The following is a 19,053-nucleotide window of genomic DNA, read 5'->3' on the forward strand; positions in this document are numbered from 1 at the left end:
GATGAGCGATAACCTGATCGAAATCCGCGACCTGCGTGTGGCCTTCAACGGCCAGTCAGTGGTGCATGGCATTGACCTCGATATCCGTCCGGGCGAGTGCCTGGCACTGGTCGGAGAGTCCGGCTCGGGCAAATCGGTGACCGCCCACAGCATCCTGCAATTGCTCGACCCGAACATCACGCGGATCGACGGCAGCATTCGCTATGCCGGGGAAGAGCTGCTTGGCGTGCATGAGCGCTATCTGCGCCAGTTAAGGGGCAACCGCATCGCGATGATTTTTCAGGAGCCGATGAGCTCGCTGAATCCGCTGCACACCATCGAACGGCAACTCGGTGAGAGCCTGGCGCTGCACAAAGGTCTGGCCGGCGCGCAAGCCCGTGAGCGCATTCTTGAGCTGCTGGAGCTGGTCGGCATTCAGAAGCCGCGCGAACTGCTCAAGGCCTATCCGCATCAGCTCTCCGGCGGCCAGCGCCAGCGGGTGATGATCGCCATGGCGCTGGCCTGCGAGCCGCAATTGTTGATCGCAGACGAGCCGACCACCGCACTGGATGTGACGGTGCAGCGCAGGATTCTGTTGCTGCTTAAAGAGCTGCAACAGCGCCTGGGCATGGCGCTGCTGATCATCAGCCATGACCTGAATCTGGTGCGCACCATTGCGCAGCGGGTGGCGGTGATGCGCGGTGGGCGGATCGTCGAGCAGGCGTCGTGCGAGCAACTGTTCCGTGCGCCGCAGCATCCCTACAGCATCGAATTGCTCAACGCCGAGCCGGGGGACGAAGCGCTGTGCCGGGACGATGCGCAAGACTTGTTGCAGGTGCGCGATCTGAATGTGCGTTTTCGTCTCGGCGGCGGTTGGCTGCGGCCGAAAACGTACCTTGCGGCGGTCAAGGGCATCGATCTGAATTTGCAGCGCGGCAAGACACTGGGGATTGTCGGCGAGTCGGGCTCGGGCAAGTCGACGTTGGGCCAGGCGATTTTGCGCCTGATCGACGCCGAGGGCAGCATTCGCTTTGCCGGTGAGGCGTTGGAGCAACTGAGCGGCAAGCAGCTGCGGCCACTGCGCAAACGCCTGCAAGTGGTGTTTCAGGATCCGTTCGGCAGCCTCAGCCCACGCCTGTGTGTGGAGCAGATCATTGCCGAGGGCTTGCAGGTGCACAGCGATCTGAATGCTGCCGAGCGTGAACAGGCGGTGATTGATGTGCTGCGCGAGGTCGGTCTCGATCCGGCGACTCGGCATCGCTACCCCCACGAATTTTCCGGTGGCCAGCGGCAACGGATTGCCATCGCCCGGGCGCTGGTGCTCAAGCCGGAGCTGATCTTGCTGGATGAGCCGACATCGGCGCTGGATCGCACGGTGCAAAAACAGATCGTTGCTTTATTGCGGCGACTGCAGGAAGAGCACGGGCTGACTTACCTGTTCATCAGTCATGATCTGGCGGTGGTGCGGGCGTTGGCTCATGACTTGATTGTGATGAAGGAGGGTGAAGTACTGGAGCGCGGAGAGACCGGCAAGCTGTTCAGCTCGGCGCAGCATCCATACACGCAGGAGTTGCTGGCGGCATCCAATGTGGAGGCGAGGCTGGCGCAAATCCTGTAGGAGCTGTCGAGTGAAACGAGGCTGCGATCTTTTAAAGGCAAGATCAAAAGATCGCAGCGTGCCGCAGCTCCTACAGGGGCCAGACGCAAAAATCCCGCCACAGGGGCGGGATTTTCTTTAAGCCGGTCGCAGGTCTTACGACGGGAACAGCTCGGACAGTTTCATCGACAGCATCATGTCGCCTTCAACGCGCAGCTTGCCGCCCATGAACGCTTGCATGCCGTCGGTTTCACCGCTGACGATACCTTCCAGGGTTTCGCTGTCCAGCACCAGCGTGCAGTTGGCGTTCGGGTTTTCACCTTCCTGGATGTCGCAAGTACCGTCTTTGACGATCAGCGCGTACTGCTTGTCTTCGTCGGTGATGTTGAAACCGAAGACCAGATCCAGACCGGCAGCAGCGGCTGGGTTGAACTTGGCTTGCATCGCTTTTACGGCATCAGCTACGGAGGTCATGGTTCGATCCTTTCTTGGGTAATAGGCGCTGGTTGATCAGCACGGGTCACAGTTATCCGGACTCAGCGGAAAGTGATGAGTTCCGGAGCCTTCAGCAGTTGCAGGTGTGCGTGACTGTTGAAGGAGGCCAAAGCCACCTCGCGACCGCGGAACTTCAGCTGGTTGAGCGAGGTGTTGACGATTTGCCAATTCAGTTCAAAGGCCTGGCGGGCAGGCATTCGGGTAATCAGGTGGAGCAGGGCGGTGATGGTGCCGCCGGAGGTGAACACGGCGATTTTCTGGTTGCCGTCGGCTTGTTCGAGGATGCGTTGCAGGCCTCCCTGAACCCGTTCGACGAAACCCAGCCAGCTCTCCAGCCCGGGTGGGTCGTAGGTGCCGGCCAGCCAGCGCTCGATGATCAGGACGAAGATGCGCTGAAACTCGGCGCGGTTCTGCGCGGCGTTGCGCAGGATGTCGATGGCTTCAGGCTCGTCCTCCAGCATGGCGGGGATCAGGGCGCGAATCACTGCATCGGCGTCGAATTCGTTGAATGCCGAATCGGTCTCCAGCGTCGGTACCGCCAGGCCCTTGGCACTGAATTGCTCAAGAGCGCTGGTGGCCGTGTGTTGCTGACGGCGCAGGTCGCCGGCCAGACAGCGATCGAAGCTGATCCCGAGATCAGCGAGGTGCTGGCCGAGGATTTCTGCCTGCCGCACGCCGATGGGCGAGAGGACGTCATAGTCGTCTGCACCAAAGGAGGCCTGGCCATGTCGAATCAGATAGATGCTGCCCACGTCCGCGTCATCCCGGTACGTTGAAGGTTTGGCGAGGTTATGAGGATGACGGAGTGCTGTCAATGAAAAAACATACGCTTGTTTGAAATGCCCGTTACAGGCCTGTTGCCAGAGGTTTCACGGCTGGCCGACGAGGCGGCGCATGGGTATGCTGGAGCCATCCCGCGCGTGTTTTGCATCCGCGCATTGTTTTAAGGAGTCTCTGTGGAGTTTTTCACCGAATACGCCAGTTTCCTGGCCAAGACCGTAACCCTGGTGGTCGCCATCCTGGTGGTGCTCGCCAGTTTTGCTGCATTGCGCAGCAAGGGCCGGCGCAAGTCGGCAGGGCAGTTGCAGGTCAGCAGGCTCAACGATTTCTATAAAGGCTTGCGTGAACGTCTGGAGCAGACCCTGCTCGACAAGGATCAGCTCAAGGCCCTGCGCAAGGGCCAGGCCAAGTCGGAAAAGTCCGAGAAGAAGCAGAAGAACAAATCCGAGGCCAAGTCCCGGGTGTTCGTGCTCGATTTCGACGGCGACATCAAGGCATCGGCCACCGAGAGCTTGCGTCACGAAATCACCGCGCTGCTGACCCTCGCCACGCCCAAGGACGAAGTGGTACTGCGTCTGGAAAGCGGCGGCGGCATGGTTTACAGCTATGGTCTGGCGTCCTCGCAACTGGCGCGAATCCGTGAGGCCGGCGTGCCATTGACCGTGTGCATCGACAAGGTCGCGGCCAGCGGCGGCTACATGATGGCGTGCATCGGCGAGAAGATCATCAGCGCGCCGTTTGCAATTCTCGGCTCGATCGGCGTGGTGGCGCAGTTGCCCAACGTCAATCGCCTGCTGAAAAAGCACGACATCGATTTTGAAGTGCTGACCGCCGGTGAGTACAAACGCACCCTGACCGTGTTTGGCGAAAACACCGAAAAGGGCCGGGAGAAGTTCCAGGAAGACCTGGACATCACCCATCAGTTGTTCAAGAACTTCGTTTCGCGCTATCGCCCGCAACTGGCCATCGACGAAGTGGCCACCGGTGAGGTCTGGCTTGGTGTTGCGGCGCTGGACAAGCAACTGGTCGACGAACTCAAGACCAGCGACGAATACCTGGCAGACCGGGCGAAGAAAGCCGAGGTCTACCACCTGCATTACGCCGAGCGCAAAAGCCTGCAGGAGCGCATCGGCATGGCCGCCAGCGGCTCGGTGGATCGCGTGCTGCTGAGCTGGTGGAGTCGCCTGACACAACAGCGCTTCTGGTAAACAGTCAGCCACAAAAAACGCCGGTCAATGACCGGCGTTTTTTTGTGCGCATAACTTTGAAGCTTAGCGGCGACGGAACAGCGGCAGCGGTTCGTCGGTGGCGGCCTGATAGGTCACGGAAAAATCTTTCAGGCCTTCCAGCGCTTCGTACGGATCTTTGTCCGCACGAACGGCAAACGCGTCGAAACCGCAGCGGTGCATGTAGAACAGCTGATCGCGCAGCACATCGCCAATCGCCCGCAGTTCGCCTTTGAACCCGTAACGGTCGCGCAGCAGGCGGGCGTTGGAGTAGTTGCGGCCGTCGGTGAAGGCCGGGAAATTCAGCGCGATGACTTGGAACTGATCCACGTCGTCACCGATTTCTTCGGCTTCTTCGTCGGCGTCCAGCCACACGCCCAGGCCGCCGTCGCGGGCCTTGAGCATGCGACTGTGTTCACGCCACAGCTGCAATGGAACGATCAGATCGTCGCAATTGCTGATGTCGTCGATGTTGAAATCTTTCGGCAGCAGGTGCCAGGTTTCGTCGACGACTTCGTTGTTCTTAATGATTCGCTGCATAGACGCGTTCCTTGAAGAGGTCGATGCCAATACGCTGGTAGGTGTCGATGAAGCGCTCGTCTTCGGTACGTTGTTCAACGTACACGTCGATCAGCTTCGAGATCACGTCCGGCATGTCGTCCTGGGCGAAGGACGGGCCGAGGATCTTGCCCAGGCTTGCGTCACGGCTTGCGCTGCCGCCGAGGGACACCTGATAGAATTCTTCACCTTTTTTGTCCACCCCGAGGATGCCGATGTGGCCGACGTGGTGGTGACCGCAGGCGTTCATGCAACCGGAGATGTTCAGGTCCAGCTCACCAATGTCGAACAGATAGTCCAGGTCGTCGAAACGGCGCTGGATCGATTCGGCGATCGGGATCGACTTGGCGTTGGCCAGCGAGCAGAAATCACCGCCCGGGCAGCAGATGATGTCGGTCAGCAGGCCGATGTTCGGCGTGGCGAAACCACCTTCACGCAACTCGCCCCACAGGGTGAACAACTGGCTCTGCTCGACGTCGGCGAGAATGATGTTCTGCTCGTGGGAAGTGCGCAGTTGACCGAAGCTGTAGCGTTCGGCCAGATCGGCGACGGCATCGAGCTGCTTGTCGGTGATGTCGCCCGGCGCCACGCCGGTCGGCTTCAGCGACAGGGTTACGGCGACATAACCCGGTTTCTTGTGCGCCAGGGTGTTGCGCGAGCGCCAGCGGGCGAAACCCGGATGCTCCTTGTCGAGTTCGGCCAGGGCGGCAGTCTGGTTCTCCAGCGCCTTGTAGTCCGGATCGACGAAGTGTTTGGCGACGCGATGCAGTTCGGCTTCGGTCAGTGTGGTCTGGCCGCCGCGCAAGTGTTCCATTTCGGCATCGACTTTCTGCGCGAACACTTCAGGGGTCAGCGCCTTGACGAGGATCTTGATCCGCGCCTTGTATTTGTTGTCGCGACGGCCATAGCGGTTGTACACCCGCAGGATGGCATCGAGGTAGCTCAACAGGTCCTGCCACGGCAGGAACTCGTTGATGAATGCACCGACCACCGGGGTACGGCCCAGGCCCCCGCCGACCAGCACCCGGAAGCCCAGCTCGCCGGCGGCGTTGTGTACCGGCTCCAGGCCGATGTCGTGAACTTCGATGGCCGCACGGTCAGCGGTCGAACCGTTGACGGCGATCTTGAACTTGCGCGGCAGGTAGGCGAATTCCGGGTGGAATGTAGTCCATTGACGGACGATTTCGCACCATGGGCGCGGGTCGATCAGTTCATCGGCGGCGACACCGGCGAACTGGTCGGTGGTGACGTTGCGCAGGCAGTTGCCGCTGGTCTGGATCGCGTGCATCTGCACGGTGGCCAGTTCCGCGAGGATGTCCGGGATGTCTTCCACCGCCGGCCAGTTGAACTGCACGTTTTGCCGGGTACTGATGTGGGCGTAGCCCTTGTCGTAGTCGCGGGCAATCTTGGCCATCATGCGCACCTGACGCGAAGTCAGCTGGCCGTAAGGCACCGCCACGCGCAACATCGGCGCAAAACGCTGGATGTAGAGGCCATTTTGCAGGCGCAGGGGGCGGAATTCTTCTTCGCTCAGCTCGCCTGCCAGATAGCGTCGGGTCTGATCACGGAACTGCTTGACGCGGTCCTCGATGATCCGCTGATCGTACTCGTCGTATACGTACATATAAGTCCTGTTCTCAGGCTTTGGGCTACTCGGAAAACGCTGCGTTTTCGCTTGCTGGAGTCCGATGGTGCCTCGGCAATTACGCGCGCACGGCCGCGCACTCCCTAACGGAGCCGGGGCAATATACCCGTTTGCAGTTATGCGCAAAAGTGATGTTTGAGTATATGTAAAGAACCAAATCGCCTAACGAGAATGGTTGTTGATTAACCCACATTTGTCGCGGGGACAATCATCGTCTTAACTGTGATCGAGTCTTTCTGCAATCACCGATAAAACCGACAAGAGGCGATGCAATGAGCAATCCGACCAAGGCAAGAAAGAGCGATAGCAGTGTCGATGCGTGGGCCATTCTGTTCCTGATCATTCTGGTCGTCGGGACAGCAGTATTCTGGGTCAGTCATCAGTAAACGACCGATTCGGGCCTGCTTCCGACGATTGTCGGACAAAAACGGGATCACGCGTCAATAGCCGCTGATTAGAGGGCTATAATGCGCGGCCATTTTTCCCTGGGCCCGGATCATTCATGTTGAAGTTTTTCCACCTCAGCCTCCTGCTGTTCGGTGCGGTTTTCGGTTCTGCGGCCCGGGCCGAGTCGGTGCTGTTCCTCAATCCGGGATCGACTCAGGAAGCCTTCTGGGTCAGCTATTCGCAATTCATGCAGGCGGCGGCCCGCGACCTGGGCGTCGACTTGCAGATTCTCTATTCCCAGCGCCAGCCGGAATTCACCCTGGCTCAGGCCAGAGTTGCGTTGCAGGGGCCGAATCATCCCGACTATCTGGTGTTCGTCAACGAGCAGTACGTGGCGCCGCAGATCCTGCGTCTGGCGCAAGGCAGCGGAGTCAAGCTGTTCATGGTCAATGCGGTGCTTACCGCTGATCAGGAGGCGCTGATCGGCGAGCGTGCCGATCGCATCGGCAGCCTGGTGCCGAATGACGAGGAGGGCGGCTACCTGATGATGAAGGAGCTGATTCGCCTGCATCCTCCGGTGGCGCGGGGCGAGCAGATTGAAGTACTGGCGTTTTCCGGTCTGAAGATCACCCCGTCAGCGCAGTTGCGCGAGCAGGGCATGCAGCGCGCCCTCGCCGAACATCCACAAGTGCGACTGCGGCAACTGGTGTACAGCGGCTGGACGCGGCAGCGTGCCTACGAGCAGGCGCGGCAACTGGTCGGCCGTTATCCGAAGGTGTCGCTGGTGTGGGCGGCCAATGATGAAATGGCTTTCGGTGCGATGCGTGCGTTTGCCGAAGCCGGCAAGATCCCCGGCAAGGATGTGCTGTTCAGCGCGGTCAACACCTCACCCGAGGCGTTGCAGGCGGTGGTCGATGGACGCCTGAGCGCGCTGGTGGGCGGTCACTTCACCCTCGGCGGCTGGGCGCTGGTGGAGTTGCACGATTACGATCAGGGCGTCGATCTGGATCGGTATGGCGGACGTGACCGGCAATTGTCGCTGCTGCAACTGATCGACAAGCATCAAGCCCAGCAAATGCTGGCCATGGGCGCCTCGCCGGATTACGGCGTGAGTTTTCGCAAACTGTCAGCCAAGGGCCGCCCCACGTCCTATCGTTATCCGTTCGGCCTGCAGATCCTGATGCACTGAGTGCCGTCAGACCCCGGCGAAATGCAGCACCAGTTTGACGATGACAAACAGCGTCAGGGCGAATACCGCAGTGAAGCCGATCCCCAGGATCACGAAATGGCTGGGCTTGCCATGGGTGAAATCCCTTGCCCGGTTTTTCCCGCTTTGCACGCCGAATGCCGCAGCCATCACGCTGTGCAGCATCTGCCAGAAGCTCGGTGGCTTGTTGTCGACTGGATCGTCCATAAATCCCCCGTCCGAAAGGCTGTCCCGACAGCATAGCCAATCCAGCGGGTTGTGCCGTGGTCGCACGCGGGTTGCTGAATTGTCCGGTAACACGTCCACGCCAAAACGATAACTATGTACCGCAGGTCACTGCGGCGGACATGGTGTCCTGTCCTCCCATTTTTCAGGAGAGACAGGATGTCCACTCATCCCCCGACATTGCCCCGCGCACCGGTCAGCGCCAGTCTTCACGGCGAGCTGCTTGAGCAGATGATCCCCGATTGGCTGATTGCCGCCACGCCCGCCCGGCGAGCCGCGATGAAAGCAGTCAATAGCCGGCCAGCGCACGGCTATCACGAATTCCCGAATGATCAGCAGCAAGCCTTGAAAGAGCGGGTCACGGCGGCCTTTGTCGCCCAGACCCGACTCGACAAAACCATGGCCGGCCTTGAAAGCGTCGATGCATTTGCCCAGGCGCTGCTCGGCAAGGCACTCAAGGATCAGTTCAACGTGACGGTCGATCTCGGCAAGACCTTGCTGTGTCTCAGACGGCCCCTCGAACTCGGGGTGCTGGAGGTGGAAGTTTCCACGTTCGAAGTGCTGAAGCTGCCCTTGCTGCAAGCGGTGTTGCACAACTTCGAGGCCGCGGAATGCGAAGCGGGTGCCTATCACCCCAAGTCCGGTTTCGTGGTCGAGACAGCGACCCCAGGCGAGTTTCAGGCAGCAGAAATCGGCATCACGGTCAGTCAGTTTCTGACCCTGTGTCGTTCGCTGGACGTCGGTGCCCGTTATCAGGCACGGATCAAAGGGTTTTTCGAAAAAACCGACGCCTTGCGCCAACAATTCATTACCAGCCAGAAAACCGCGCTGCGTGCCGCCGCTGAATGGGCGCTACTGAAAAAGGACATCGAGCCCGCCGACTACCAGATGATTTTGTCGGTGGTGGACGGCCAGATCCATCCGCAGCTCGGCGGCAAGGCTGTCTGGTTTCGTGATCTGAGCCTGATGAAGCGGCGGATGACCGGTTGCGTGGTGTTCAGCATCAGCGAGCGCTACCGCTATACCAACGAGTTCATCGTCTACATCCCCCATGACCCGCAACACCCGCTCAAGCGTTACAGCAGTGCGCAGATGCGTGAGGTGTTCAAACGCAAGTTCACGGCCACCGACCCTGCAGCTACCGGGCCAGGACCGACCGCTTACCAGCAGTTTTTCAGTCAGTTCGTCGCTTATGCCGACCGTCCTTACTATTTCAGTCAGTTCACCCAAAAGGCAGCAGATTCCCCGAGTGACCCGTTGCATTCGATCTGGGTCAAGGTCGCACAGCTGATGCCGCCACTGTCCACCATCGCGCGTATCAAGGAGCTGCCACCTGAAGCCCCCGGCAAGCGCGAGCCGCAGCCTGACCCGTATCTCGACCCGTTTGGCATCACGCGCAAAGGCGTTGCCGGAATCTGGGCCGACAACACGGATCTGTGGCAATACCTCTACGAAGAGCACCAGGCCAAATTCATCGCCGACGCGCGCGCCCACGCCGTCCCCACGGCGGACGTCGATGCCAGGGTACGGGCAGAAAAGCTCAGTCATCTGCTCGAGTTCGGCATGCTGGCGTTGAACATGGTGTCGATGTTTGTCCCGGTCCTGGGCGAAATCATGATGACCGTGATGGCCGGGCAACTGCTCTATGAGTCGTTCGAAGGCGCCATCGAATGGTCGGAAGGCGATCGCCAGGCTGCCAAGGCGCATCTGGTCGATGTGGCGCAGAACCTCGCGCTGATTGGCGTGATGGGCGCAGTCGGCAAGGGCGCAGGGCGACTGCGTGCGGCCTCCGCCGAGCCGGTGATCGAGCATCTGCACCCGGTCGAACGGCCTGACGGCTCGGTTCGCCTGTGGAAACCTGATCTCGATGCCTACGTCAGCGATAGTGTCCTGCCTGCGACTGCCGTGCCCGATGCGCAGGGCGTGTATCGATTCGACGGCAAGACCTTCATTCGCCAGCAGGGCAAGGTCTACCAGACGCACTACGACGAGCCCTTGAAAAGCTGGCGCATCCGCCACCCGCATGATCCTGCGGCGTATCAACCGATCCTTGAGCACAACCGACTGGGCGCCTGGCGCCACAACCTGGAGCGACCGCTGAGCTGGGATCGACTGACCCTGCTGCGGCGCATCGGTCACTCGACTGAGGCGTTTTCGGATGCGCAACTGCTCGAAATCGCCGATGTCAGTGGGGTCAGTGATGATGCCCTGCGTCAGATGCACCTCGATCATCAGCCGGCGCCACTGGCCCTCGCCGACACTCTGCGTCTGTATGAGGCGGATCAGCAGGTCGGGCGGCTGATCGATCAGGTCGAACGAGGAACTGTCCTGGACGATTCGTATCTGCTGACGCTGCCAATGCTCACGCAAATGCCGCGCTGGCCGAGCGGGCAGATCCTGCAAGTCTTCGACGCAGCGCAGTTGTCCGGCCCCAGCCGGCTGTTCGGCGCGGAATCAGGCTTTATCGAGGGCCAGGTGCACACGGCGATCCAGGTGACTCGCGCCGAAGTGCTCGACGGCCAATTGCCTGAGCGTATTCTGGCAGCGCTGGATGAGTCGCAAACACGTTGGCTGCTGGGTGCCGAGCCGGCGCGTGTCGTCGAATCCCGGCCTTTGGAACTGCGCAAACAGATCGCCGATTACCTGCGCACCCGGCAACCCGCAATGTTCGACAGGCTCTATGACGAACTCGCGTTGAACGACCCGCGAATCGCCAGGCTACAAGACGCCACACCGGGGTTGGGCAGCTCGGCGGCTATCCGTGTGCTGCTGGAGGCGAATGCCGAGGAATTGGCACGCCTGCAAAACGCTGAGCGGGTTCCGTTGCGGCTGCTGGAGCTCTCCCGTGAATATGCCCGGCAGCGCCGCTTCAACCACGCGGTCGCTGGCCTGCACAGGGAGAATCCGGGCGGCAGCGAAAGCCAATGGCTGGCCTTGCGCGCCCTGGAACGGCTGCCGGGCTGGTCGGACGAGGTGCGTCTGGAGGTGCGCGAAGGCAGTTTCGACGGGCCGTTGATCGACAGTATCGGCAGCGAAAGTGCCGTCCAGACCAAGTACTTGGTTAAGCGCGGGCCGGTCTATCAGGCGTACAACGAGCGCGGCGAAGAGCTCAACAGTGTTCCGCGTCACGGCGACAACTTCCTCGCCTCAATCCTCCACGCGTTGCCCGACCAGTCGCGACAGGCCCTGGGGTTCGCCCAGGTTACGCGCAGCGCCGGACTGCGTCGGGCGCTGATCCGGTATGTGGCCCGCCACCGTAGCGAAATGGCTCGTCTGGCGAGCAAACGCCAGGGCCACAAGAAGCGCTTCAAGGCGCCAGTGCGGGTACGCCAGCACTGGCTGGGTTATTACGCCAGCGGTCGCGGCGAAGGCGTCAACCCGCTGCTGGTGACGCGCGTGCAGGACGTGTATCCGGCGCTGACGGATCAGCAGGCGGGCGGGTTCATCCTCAAACAGTTGGCTGCCGGGCGGACTGACGCGCAGATCTACGAGTTGTTGCAAAGGCGCATGCGTGAATGGCAGGCGCTCGAATCGACGCTGGCGCAATGGGAAGGTGTGCCAGCCCCGGAGCCGACACTGCAATCGATGATCGGCGGCCGAGCCAGCGTGGTGCGCAGCCTCAAGCAGAGCTGGCGCAAATCGCCGCTGGCTGATAGCCAGGCCACCGCCGCACGCCTCGATCTGACGTGCGACGACCCGTTGCCGGTGCTGACGGCGGATTTCTCGCATGTGCGCGATCTGCGAATCCGGGGGCGATGCATCACCGATGCCAACGTCGATGAGTTGTTGGGCAGTTTCCCCGGACTCAGGGCGCTGCGCATCAATGCCACCGCAGAAACGTTCACCAACGTGCCGGCGGTGTTGCAGAACCTGCCGGAGTTCACTGACCTGACGCTCTACTGTGCAATGCCCTATGCCGCCGACATGCCTGCACGGCTGGCTCAGTTGACCCGCCTTGAAGCATTGAGTGTCAGCACCTCGAGCTATCAGCCACTGGCCTTCGACGTCAGCGGCATGCGTAACCTGCGCACGCTCGACATCGTCGCCTATTCATTGTTCGACTGGCCTGCGGGTGTCCTGGAATTACCAGCCCTGGAGCGTCTGAATCTCAGAGACACGGGGATCAGCAGCGTGCCGCCGACATTGTTGCAGGGGCATGGAAAACTCTGGCCGGGGCTGTCGCTGGACTGGTCAAGATTCTCCCGGGAAAATTTCGCGGGCGTGTACGAATACGTCAAGACCCATCCAGAACACCTGATCGATCGAGAGACGATGGTCAGGGATTATTGCCGTGGTGAATTGCGGCGCCTGGGCGAGGGCGTGAATCAATCGCCGGAGGGGGTGTTCAATCGTTTCTTCGAGCAATGGCCGGATGAGCAGCAGCGTTTCACCGCGATCAATGCCTTGAGTGATCAATTCGCTGCGCTGGCGAGTGAACTCAATCAGTGGCAGCAGCGCGTGGTGGTGTCGGCAGAATCGCTGCGCGAACTCATCGCGCGATCAAACCTGGCCCAAGTCCTCAAAACCAGTTGGCGCAAGGGCATGTTCAAGCGCTATGGCGCGACGCTCAGCGCTTCGACCGTGGATTTGTCGGGGTTGATGCTCAGCGAACTGCCGGTATTGCCCGCTGACGCGTTTGCGCATGTGCGCACGCTGCTGCTCAGCGGCCAGCGCGTTGCCGCCGCGCAGGTGCGCGGTTTTGTCAGCGCATTCAGCGAAGTGCGCACCCTTGATCTGAGTGACAATGCCTTGCACGAATGGCCGATCGAGTCGCAGGGGCTTTCGCGCCTGGTCCACCTCGACCTCGCCGACAATCTGTTGACCGATACTTCACGCCTGCAGAGCGGATTGAGCGCATTGCCGGCGCTCGAACAGCTGAATCTGCGCAACAATCCGTTAAGCGAACTGAACGTCGACAGCCTGCAGCGATTGAAGGCTCTCGACCTGCACGGAACACACTTGCAGCAGTGGCCGGCAGGGGCCGAAAGTCTGCCACAACTGTCGTGGCTGGATCTGCGCGACACCCGTATCGGCACGCTGCCGCCTGCCGTGCTCGAGAGCACCGCACTGCTCAATTCCAACCTGAGCGGTGCCCCTCTGACCGCCGCAGCGTCGGCCGACCTGCGTGTGGCGCAACGGCGGCTCGAGCACACCATCGGCCTGCCTGAGGGCGCGCTGGATGCGTTTGCCCGGCAACCGGTACCGGCGACTTTTCCGCCGGTGGAGAACGGTGTTTCAGTGGCCCGCCAGTTGCTGCCGCTGACGCCGGCACCGGTCAGTACCGGGCTGACACGCATGCGCCAGAACCTGCAGCGGTTGCAACCGGCCTTTACCGACGAACACGCCATGCAGATGATCGAGGCGCTGCGTAACGAGGGTGCGACCGATGTGCAGATCGGCGAGCGGATCACGGGTTGGAGCCAGACGTTTGAAACCCTCGTCCGCCGCCTCAACGGCTGGCTGTATACCCGGGAAACCCGTGGTGTCGACTGGGTCATCTCCTCGCAATCGCGCAGCCTGGCGGCGTGGCGCATCCTCACCTGCTGGCGCGCAAGGTTATCGGTTCCCGGGGTTGATGCGGTTCTCGATCTCAACGGTCTGCAATTGGGCGATTTACCGCCAGTGCCCGAGGACTTCGGGCATGTCGGCAGCTTGAACCTGACAGGCACACGAGTGACGGCCGAGGGCAGTAACGGGTTTCTCAAATCTTTCTCTCATCTGCGTAATCTGACCCTCAATGGCAATGAACTCACAGCGCTGCCTGATGGCGTCCGGCAAATGCCGGAACTTGAGCGGCTTGAACTTTCCAGCAACAACTTCAGTGACAGCGAGCATCTGTATGATGCGCTGTCCGGCCTGGAGCATCTGCAGACCCTGGACCTGAGCTACAACCACCTCGAGGCGTTCGACGTCAGCTATTTCGAACATTTGCGAAGTCTGGATCTGCGCAACAATAACCTCGCCGAGTGGCCGGCCGGTGCGCTGGATGCGCAACACCTGCGGACACTGAACCTGAGTCGCAACGACATCACCGCCATCCCCGAAGAGGCGCTGGACGGTCAGCACGATGAGCTGATGGACGGCACCGACCTGACTGACAACTACAACCTGTCTGAGGACTCTCTAGACAGGCTCAGAACCTATCAGGCTGCGGGCCAGCGTCAGCGAGTGCTCGGTTTCTCGCGATCCGATCTGGAGGAAATGGCTGACGACGTTGCCGGCGGGCTCAGTGAAACCACTGACAGTATCGAGTCCGACGAAACCCTCCCGGGCGAACAGGCCCATGCGCAACAGAAGGCGCCGTGGCTGGCGAATCTGCCGGCGGAGCAGGCGTCCGCGCGAGACATACTCTGGGATCAACTCGCGGCGGAACCGGATAGCGCGGCATTCTTCCATTTGCTTGACCGATTGCAAGACACCCAGGAGTTTCGGGTGGCCAACGCCGATCTGACCCGACGCGTGTGGATGGTCATGGAGGCAGCCGCCGCCAACACTGAGCTGCGCGAGGTGATTTTCGCCGGCTCGGCCACACACGGGACTTGCGTGGACGGGCGCATCCTTACGTTCAGTGGTCTGGAGAGCAAGGTCTTCACCTACAACGCCTTGCTCGATTTACCGGCCGGCCGCCCGGGAATCCGCGGCGAGGCCTTGTTGTCCCTGTCGCGGCAGCTGTTCCGGCTGGACAAGGTCGATGAACTGGCAAAAGCCGCGGCTGCGCGCAGTGGTTTCGACGAAGCCGAAGTCCGTCTCGGTTACCGGATCGGTCTGACCGGGGGCTGGGACGATGGACTGGAATTGCCCGGGCAGCCGAAAAACATGAAATTTGCCTCCGGTGTCACCCCGCAGCAGTTGGTCAATGCGCGCGCCGAGGTGGTCAGCGCGGAACGCTCCGACAGATTTCTGGAGGACCTGATCCAGCGCGACTACTGGCTGGACTATCTCAAGGAGCAGCAGCCTGAAGCGTTCAGGCAAATGGATGAAGTGCAGCTGATGGAGGAGGGCGAGGACGAAGCGTTGAGTGCTGACGATCCGCTGTATCTGAGCAGGCTGTTCGATCAGGCGGCCGCGCGAAATGCCAGGCTCATCGAATTGTCGCGACGGGAGATCGAACAGATCGGCTTGTCTGCCGGCAACGCACAAATGCCCGGTTCCTCCGGGCAATTGTCAGGCGGGTAAAACCCGGTGAGTGGTCAATCCCCGGCAGGTCCGGGGACTGACCGTTGCGCTTATTCGTCGTAACCGAGGTTTGGCGCCAGCCAGCGCTCGGTTACGCTCAGGTCCTGACCTTTGCGCGAGGTGTAGCTCTGCACCTGATCCTTGTCGACCTTGCCCACGGCAAAATACTGCGCCTGCGGATGGGCGAAGTACCAGCCGCTGACCGCTGCCGCCGGGAACATCGCGTAATGCTCGGTGAGGAACACGCCGCTGCGGCCAGCGCGCATCTCGCTGGCCTCGGGGTCGAGCAGGGTGAACAGCGTGGCTTTCTCGGTGTGATCCGGGCAGGCCGGGTAACCCGGGGCAGGGCGGATGCCGGAGTACTGTTCTTTGATCAGTGCTTCGTTATCCAGCACCTCGTCCTTGGCATAACCCCAGTGTTCTTTACGCACTTGCTGGTGCAGCCATTCGGCGCAAGCCTCGGCCAAACGGTCGGCGAGGGCCTTGACCATGATCGAGTTGTAGTCGTCGCCGGCGTCCTGATAAGCCTTGGCGACTTCCTCGGCGCCGATGCCAGCGGTGGTGATGAACCCGCCGACGTAGTCGGTCACTTCGCTGTCCTTCGGCGCGACGAAGTCGGCCAGCGAGAAGTTCGGCTTGCCGTCGGTCTTGATGATCTGCTGACGCAGGTGATGCAGGCGCGCCATTGGCTTGCCGTCATCGCCGTACAGTTCGATGTCGTCGTCATGCACCTGATTGGCCGGCCAGAAACCGAACACTGCACGGGCGCTGATCAGTTTCTCGTCGATCAGCTTGGTGAGCATCTCGCGCGCGTCCTTGTACAGCGCGGTGGCGGCTTCACCGACCACTTCATCTTCAAGGATGCGCGGGAATTTGCCGGCCAGGTCCCAGGAAATGAAGAACGGCGTCCAGTCGATGTACTCGGCCAGAACGTTGAGGTCGATGTTGTCCAGTACGCGGGTGCCGGTGAAGGTCGGTTTGACCGGCGCGTAATTCGCCCAGTCGAACTGCGGCTTCTTGGCAATCGCCGCCGCGTAGCTCAGGCGTTCGGTCCGAGCGCTGCGGTTGGCGGTGCGCTCGCGTACATCGACATAATCGGCGCGGGTCTTCTCGACGAAACCGGCCTTGAGTTCCTTGGACAACAACTGCGTCGCCACACCCACCGCGCGCGAGGCGTCAGTGACGTAGACCACCGCATCGTTGCTGTACTTCGGTTCGATCTTCACCGCGGTGTGTGCCTTGGAGGTGGTCGCGCCACCGATCATCAGCGGCAGATGGAAATCCTGACGCTGCATTTCACGGGCCACGTGGACCATTTCGTCCAGCGACGGGGTGATCAGGCCGGACAGACCGATGATGTCGCACTTTTCTTCCTTGGCGACCTGGAGGATTTTCTCCGCCGGGACCATCACGCCGAGGTCGACGATGTCGTAGCCGTTGCAACCCAGCACCACGCCGACGATGTTCTTGCCGATGTCGTGTACGTCGCCTTTGACCGTTGCCATGAGGATCTTGCCCTTGGCTTCCGGCTTGTCGCCTTTTTCCAGCTCGATGAACGGGATCAAATGCGCCACGGCCTGCTTCATTACGCGGGCGGATTTCACCACCTGCGGCAGGAACATTTTGCCGGCGCCGAACAGGTCGCCGACGATGTTCATGCCGGACATCAGCGGGCCTTCGATGACTTCGATCGGGCGCGCGAACGACTGGCGCGACTCTTCGGTGTCTTCGACGATGTGGGTGGTGATGCCCTTGACCAGCGCATGCTCCAGACGCTTGTTGACGTCCCAGCTGCGCCACTCTTCGGTCTCGGCTTCCTTGACGCTGCCGTCGCCCTTGTACTTGTCGGCGATGGCGAGGAGGGCGTCGGTGCCTTCCGGCGTGCGGTTGAGGATCACGTCTTCGACGGCGTCACGCAGTTCCTGCGGGATCTGGTCGTAGATTTCCAGCTGACCGGCGTTGACGATACCCATGGTCAGGCCGGCGCGGATCGCGTACAGCAGGAACACCGAGTGAATCGCTTCACGCACCGGGTTGTTGCCACGGAACGAGAACGACACGTTGGACACGCCGCCGGAACTCAGCGCATACGGCAGCTCGTCGCGGATGTAGGCACAGGCGTTGATGAAGTCCACAGCGTAGTTGTTGTGTTCTTCGATGCCGGTGGCCACGGCGAAGATGTTCGGGTCGAAGATGATGTCTTCCGGCGGGAAGCCGACTTCGTTGACCAGAATGTCGTAGGAGCGTTTGCAGATTTCTTTCTTGCGCGCTTCGGTGTCGGCCTGGCCGGCTTCGTCGAACGCCATCACCACCACCGCCGCGCCATAGCGTTTGCACAGTCTGGCGTGATGGATGAACTGCTCGACGCCTTCTTTCATGCTGATCGAGTTGACGATGCCCTTGCCCTGAATGCACTTCAGACCCGCTTCGATAACTTCCCATTTCGACGAGTCGATCATGATCGGCACGCGGGAGATGTCCGGCTCGCCGGCAATCAGATTGAGGAAGGTCACCATGGCCTTCTTCGAATCGAGCATGCCTTCGTCCATGTTGATGTCGATCACCTGCGCGCCGGCCTCGACCTGCTGCAGGGCGACTTCCAGGGCTTCGGTGTAGTTGTCTTCACGGATCAGACGGGCGAACTTGGCGGAACCGGTGATGTTGGTACGCTCGCCGACGTTGACGAACAACGAGCTGCGATCGATGGTGAACGGCTCCAGACCGGACAGGCGGCAAGCCTTGGGAATGTCCGGAATCTGTCGCGGCGCATAACCGGCCACGGCTTTGGCGATGGCTTCGATGTGGCCAGGTGTGGTGCCGCAGCAACCGCCGACGATGTTGAGGAAACCGCTCTGGGCGAATTCTTCGATGACCTTGGCGGTTTGCGCCGGCAGTTCGTCGTACTCGCCGAATTCGTTCGGCAAACCGGCGTTCGGGTGCGCCGACACGTGGGTGCTGGCCTTGTTCGACAACTCTTCCAGGTACGGACGCAGTTCACTGGCGCCAAGGGCGCAGTTGAGGCCGACCGAGATTGGCTTGGCGTGGGCCACGGAGTTCCAGAACGCTTCAGTGGTCTGGCCGGACAGAGTGCGGCCGGACGCATCGGTGATGGTTCCGGAAATCATGATCGGCAGTTCGATGTGCAGCTCTTCGAACACGCCTTGCACGGCGAAGATCGCGGCTTTGGCGTTGAGCGTGTCGAAGATGGTTTCGATCAGGATCAGATCGACGCCGCCCTCGATCAGGCCTTTGGTGGCTTCAGTGTAGTTTTCCACCAGCTCATCGAAGGTGACGTTGCGGTAGCCGGGGTTGTTGACGTCTGGCGACAGCGAGCAGGTGCGGCTGGTCGGGCCGAGCACGCCGGCGACGAAACGCGGCTTGTCCGGGTTCTCGGCGGTCTTGGCGTCGGCGATCTTGCGCGCCAGTCGTGCGCCTTCTACGTTTAATTCGTACGCCAGCTCTTCCATGCCGTAATCGGCCATGGAAATGCGCGTGGCGTTGAAGGTGTTGGTTTCCAGAATGTCGGCGCCGGCATCCAGATAAGCCTTTTCGATGCCGCCGATCACGTCCGGACGGGTGATCACCAGCAGGTCGTTGTTGCCCTTGACGTCACTTGGCCAGTCGGCAAAGCGTTTGCCGCGATAATCCTGTTCTTCGAGCTTGTAGCTCTGGATCATCGTGCCCATGCCGCCGTCGAGTATCAGGATGCGCTCTTTGAGGGCTTGCTTGAGAGCTTGAAGGCGGACGCTGCGATCGGACATTGGGACTACTCGAAAAG

General features: G+C 60.9%; 10 protein-coding genes. 4 read left to right on the top strand and 6 right to left on the bottom strand.

Annotation, left to right across the window (positions count from 1 at the left end):
- Position 1 precedes the first annotated feature (1 nt).
- The gene (locus ABV589_RS26940; protein ID WP_367084346.1) at positions 2 to 1,597 is read left to right on the top strand and encodes an ABC transporter ATP-binding protein; all 1,596 of its coding nucleotides are present in this window, start codon (positions 2 to 4) and stop codon (positions 1,595 to 1,597) included.
- A gap of 135 nt (positions 1,598 to 1,732) precedes the next feature.
- Here the strand turns inward: ABV589_RS26940 and ABV589_RS26945 are convergent, their stop codons facing one another.
- Both ABV589_RS26945 and ABV589_RS26950 read right to left on the bottom strand, forming a co-directional pair.
- Positions 1,733 to 2,050, bottom strand: a complete 318-nt coding sequence (locus tag ABV589_RS26945) for an SCP2 sterol-binding domain-containing protein (protein ID WP_367084347.1) — start codon at positions 2,048 to 2,050, stop codon at positions 1,733 to 1,735.
- A gap of 62 nt (positions 2,051 to 2,112) precedes the next feature.
- The gene (locus ABV589_RS26950) at positions 2,113 to 2,823 is read right to left on the bottom strand and encodes a histidine phosphatase family protein (RefSeq protein WP_367084348.1); all 711 of its coding nucleotides are present in this window, start codon (positions 2,821 to 2,823) and stop codon (positions 2,113 to 2,115) included.
- A 204-nt stretch (positions 2,824 to 3,027) separates the two neighbouring features.
- Here ABV589_RS26950 and sohB point away from each other — a divergent pair, with 204 nt between their 5' ends.
- Positions 3,028 to 4,059 (top strand): protease SohB, encoded by a 1,032-nt coding sequence (gene sohB, locus ABV589_RS26955; RefSeq protein WP_367084349.1) that lies wholly within the window; start codon positions 3,028 to 3,030, stop codon positions 4,057 to 4,059.
- A 63-nt stretch (positions 4,060 to 4,122) separates the two neighbouring features.
- On the opposite strand, the gene ABV589_RS26960 is transcribed toward sohB, so the two are convergent.
- On the bottom strand, positions 4,123 to 4,617 hold the full coding sequence (locus ABV589_RS26960) for a DUF934 domain-containing protein (protein WP_007967866.1): 495 nt from the start codon (positions 4,615 to 4,617) through the stop codon (positions 4,123 to 4,125).
- On the bottom strand, positions 4,601 to 6,259 hold the full coding sequence (locus ABV589_RS26965) for a nitrite/sulfite reductase (RefSeq protein ID WP_007967865.1): 1,659 nt from the start codon (positions 6,257 to 6,259) through the stop codon (positions 4,601 to 4,603). The genes ABV589_RS26960 and ABV589_RS26965 overlap by 17 nt, the downstream gene beginning before the upstream one ends.
- A gap of 523 nt (positions 6,260 to 6,782) precedes the next feature.
- On the opposite strand from ABV589_RS26965, the gene ABV589_RS26970 reads away from it, so the two are divergent.
- On the top strand, positions 6,783 to 7,856 hold the full coding sequence (locus tag ABV589_RS26970) for an ABC transporter substrate-binding protein (RefSeq protein WP_367084350.1): 1,074 nt from the start codon (positions 6,783 to 6,785) through the stop codon (positions 7,854 to 7,856).
- A 6-nt stretch (positions 7,857 to 7,862) separates the two neighbouring features.
- Here the strand turns inward: ABV589_RS26970 and ABV589_RS26975 are convergent, their stop codons facing one another.
- Complete coding sequence (locus tag ABV589_RS26975; RefSeq protein WP_007967863.1) at positions 7,863 to 8,081, bottom strand: DUF2970 domain-containing protein; 219 nt, start codon at positions 8,079 to 8,081, stop codon at positions 7,863 to 7,865.
- 177 nt (positions 8,082 to 8,258) lie between these two features.
- On the opposite strand from ABV589_RS26975, the gene ABV589_RS26980 reads away from it, so the two are divergent.
- Positions 8,259 to 15,275, top strand: a complete 7,017-nt coding sequence (locus ABV589_RS26980; protein WP_367084351.1) for an NEL-type E3 ubiquitin ligase domain-containing protein — start codon at positions 8,259 to 8,261, stop codon at positions 15,273 to 15,275.
- Positions 15,276 to 15,325: 50 nt separating this feature from the next.
- Here ABV589_RS26980 and metH read toward each other — a convergent pair whose 3' ends face one another.
- Positions 15,326 to 19,036: a methionine synthase gene (gene metH, locus ABV589_RS26985; protein ID WP_367084352.1), complete on the bottom strand. Its 3,711-nt coding sequence runs from the start codon at positions 19,034 to 19,036 to the stop codon at positions 15,326 to 15,328.
- Between the last annotated feature and the right edge of the window lie 17 nt (positions 19,037 to 19,053).

This window comes from Pseudomonas sp. HOU2 (assembly GCF_040729435.1).
Lineage (GTDB): Bacteria > Pseudomonadota > Gammaproteobacteria > Pseudomonadales > Pseudomonadaceae > Aquipseudomonas.

What these genes read in the sequence shown, in the direction of transcription:
- ABV589_RS26940 (WP_367084346.1), top strand. Translation starts at nt 2, where the DNA reads ATGAGCGATAACCTGATCGAAATCCGCGACCTGCGTGTGGCCTTCAAC.
- ABV589_RS26945 (WP_367084347.1), bottom strand. Translation starts at nt 2,050, where the DNA reads ATGACCTCCGTAGCTGATGCCGTAAAAGCGATGCAAGCCAAGTTCAAC.
- ABV589_RS26960 (WP_007967866.1), bottom strand. Translation starts at nt 4,617, where the DNA reads ATGCAGCGAATCATTAAGAACAACGAAGTCGTCGACGAAACCTGGCAC.
- ABV589_RS26965 (WP_007967865.1), bottom strand. Translation starts at nt 6,259, where the DNA reads ATGTACGTATACGACGAGTACGATCAGCGGATCATCGAGGACCGCGTC.
- ABV589_RS26970 (WP_367084350.1), top strand. Translation starts at nt 6,783, where the DNA reads ATGTTGAAGTTTTTCCACCTCAGCCTCCTGCTGTTCGGTGCGGTTTTC.
- ABV589_RS26975 (WP_007967863.1), bottom strand. Translation starts at nt 8,081, where the DNA reads ATGGACGATCCAGTCGACAACAAGCCACCGAGCTTCTGGCAGATGCTG.
- ABV589_RS26980 (WP_367084351.1), top strand. Translation starts at nt 8,259, where the DNA reads ATGTCCACTCATCCCCCGACATTGCCCCGCGCACCGGTCAGCGCCAGT.
- metH (WP_367084352.1), bottom strand. Translation starts at nt 19,036, where the DNA reads ATGTCCGATCGCAGCGTCCGCCTTCAAGCTCTCAAGCAAGCCCTCAAA.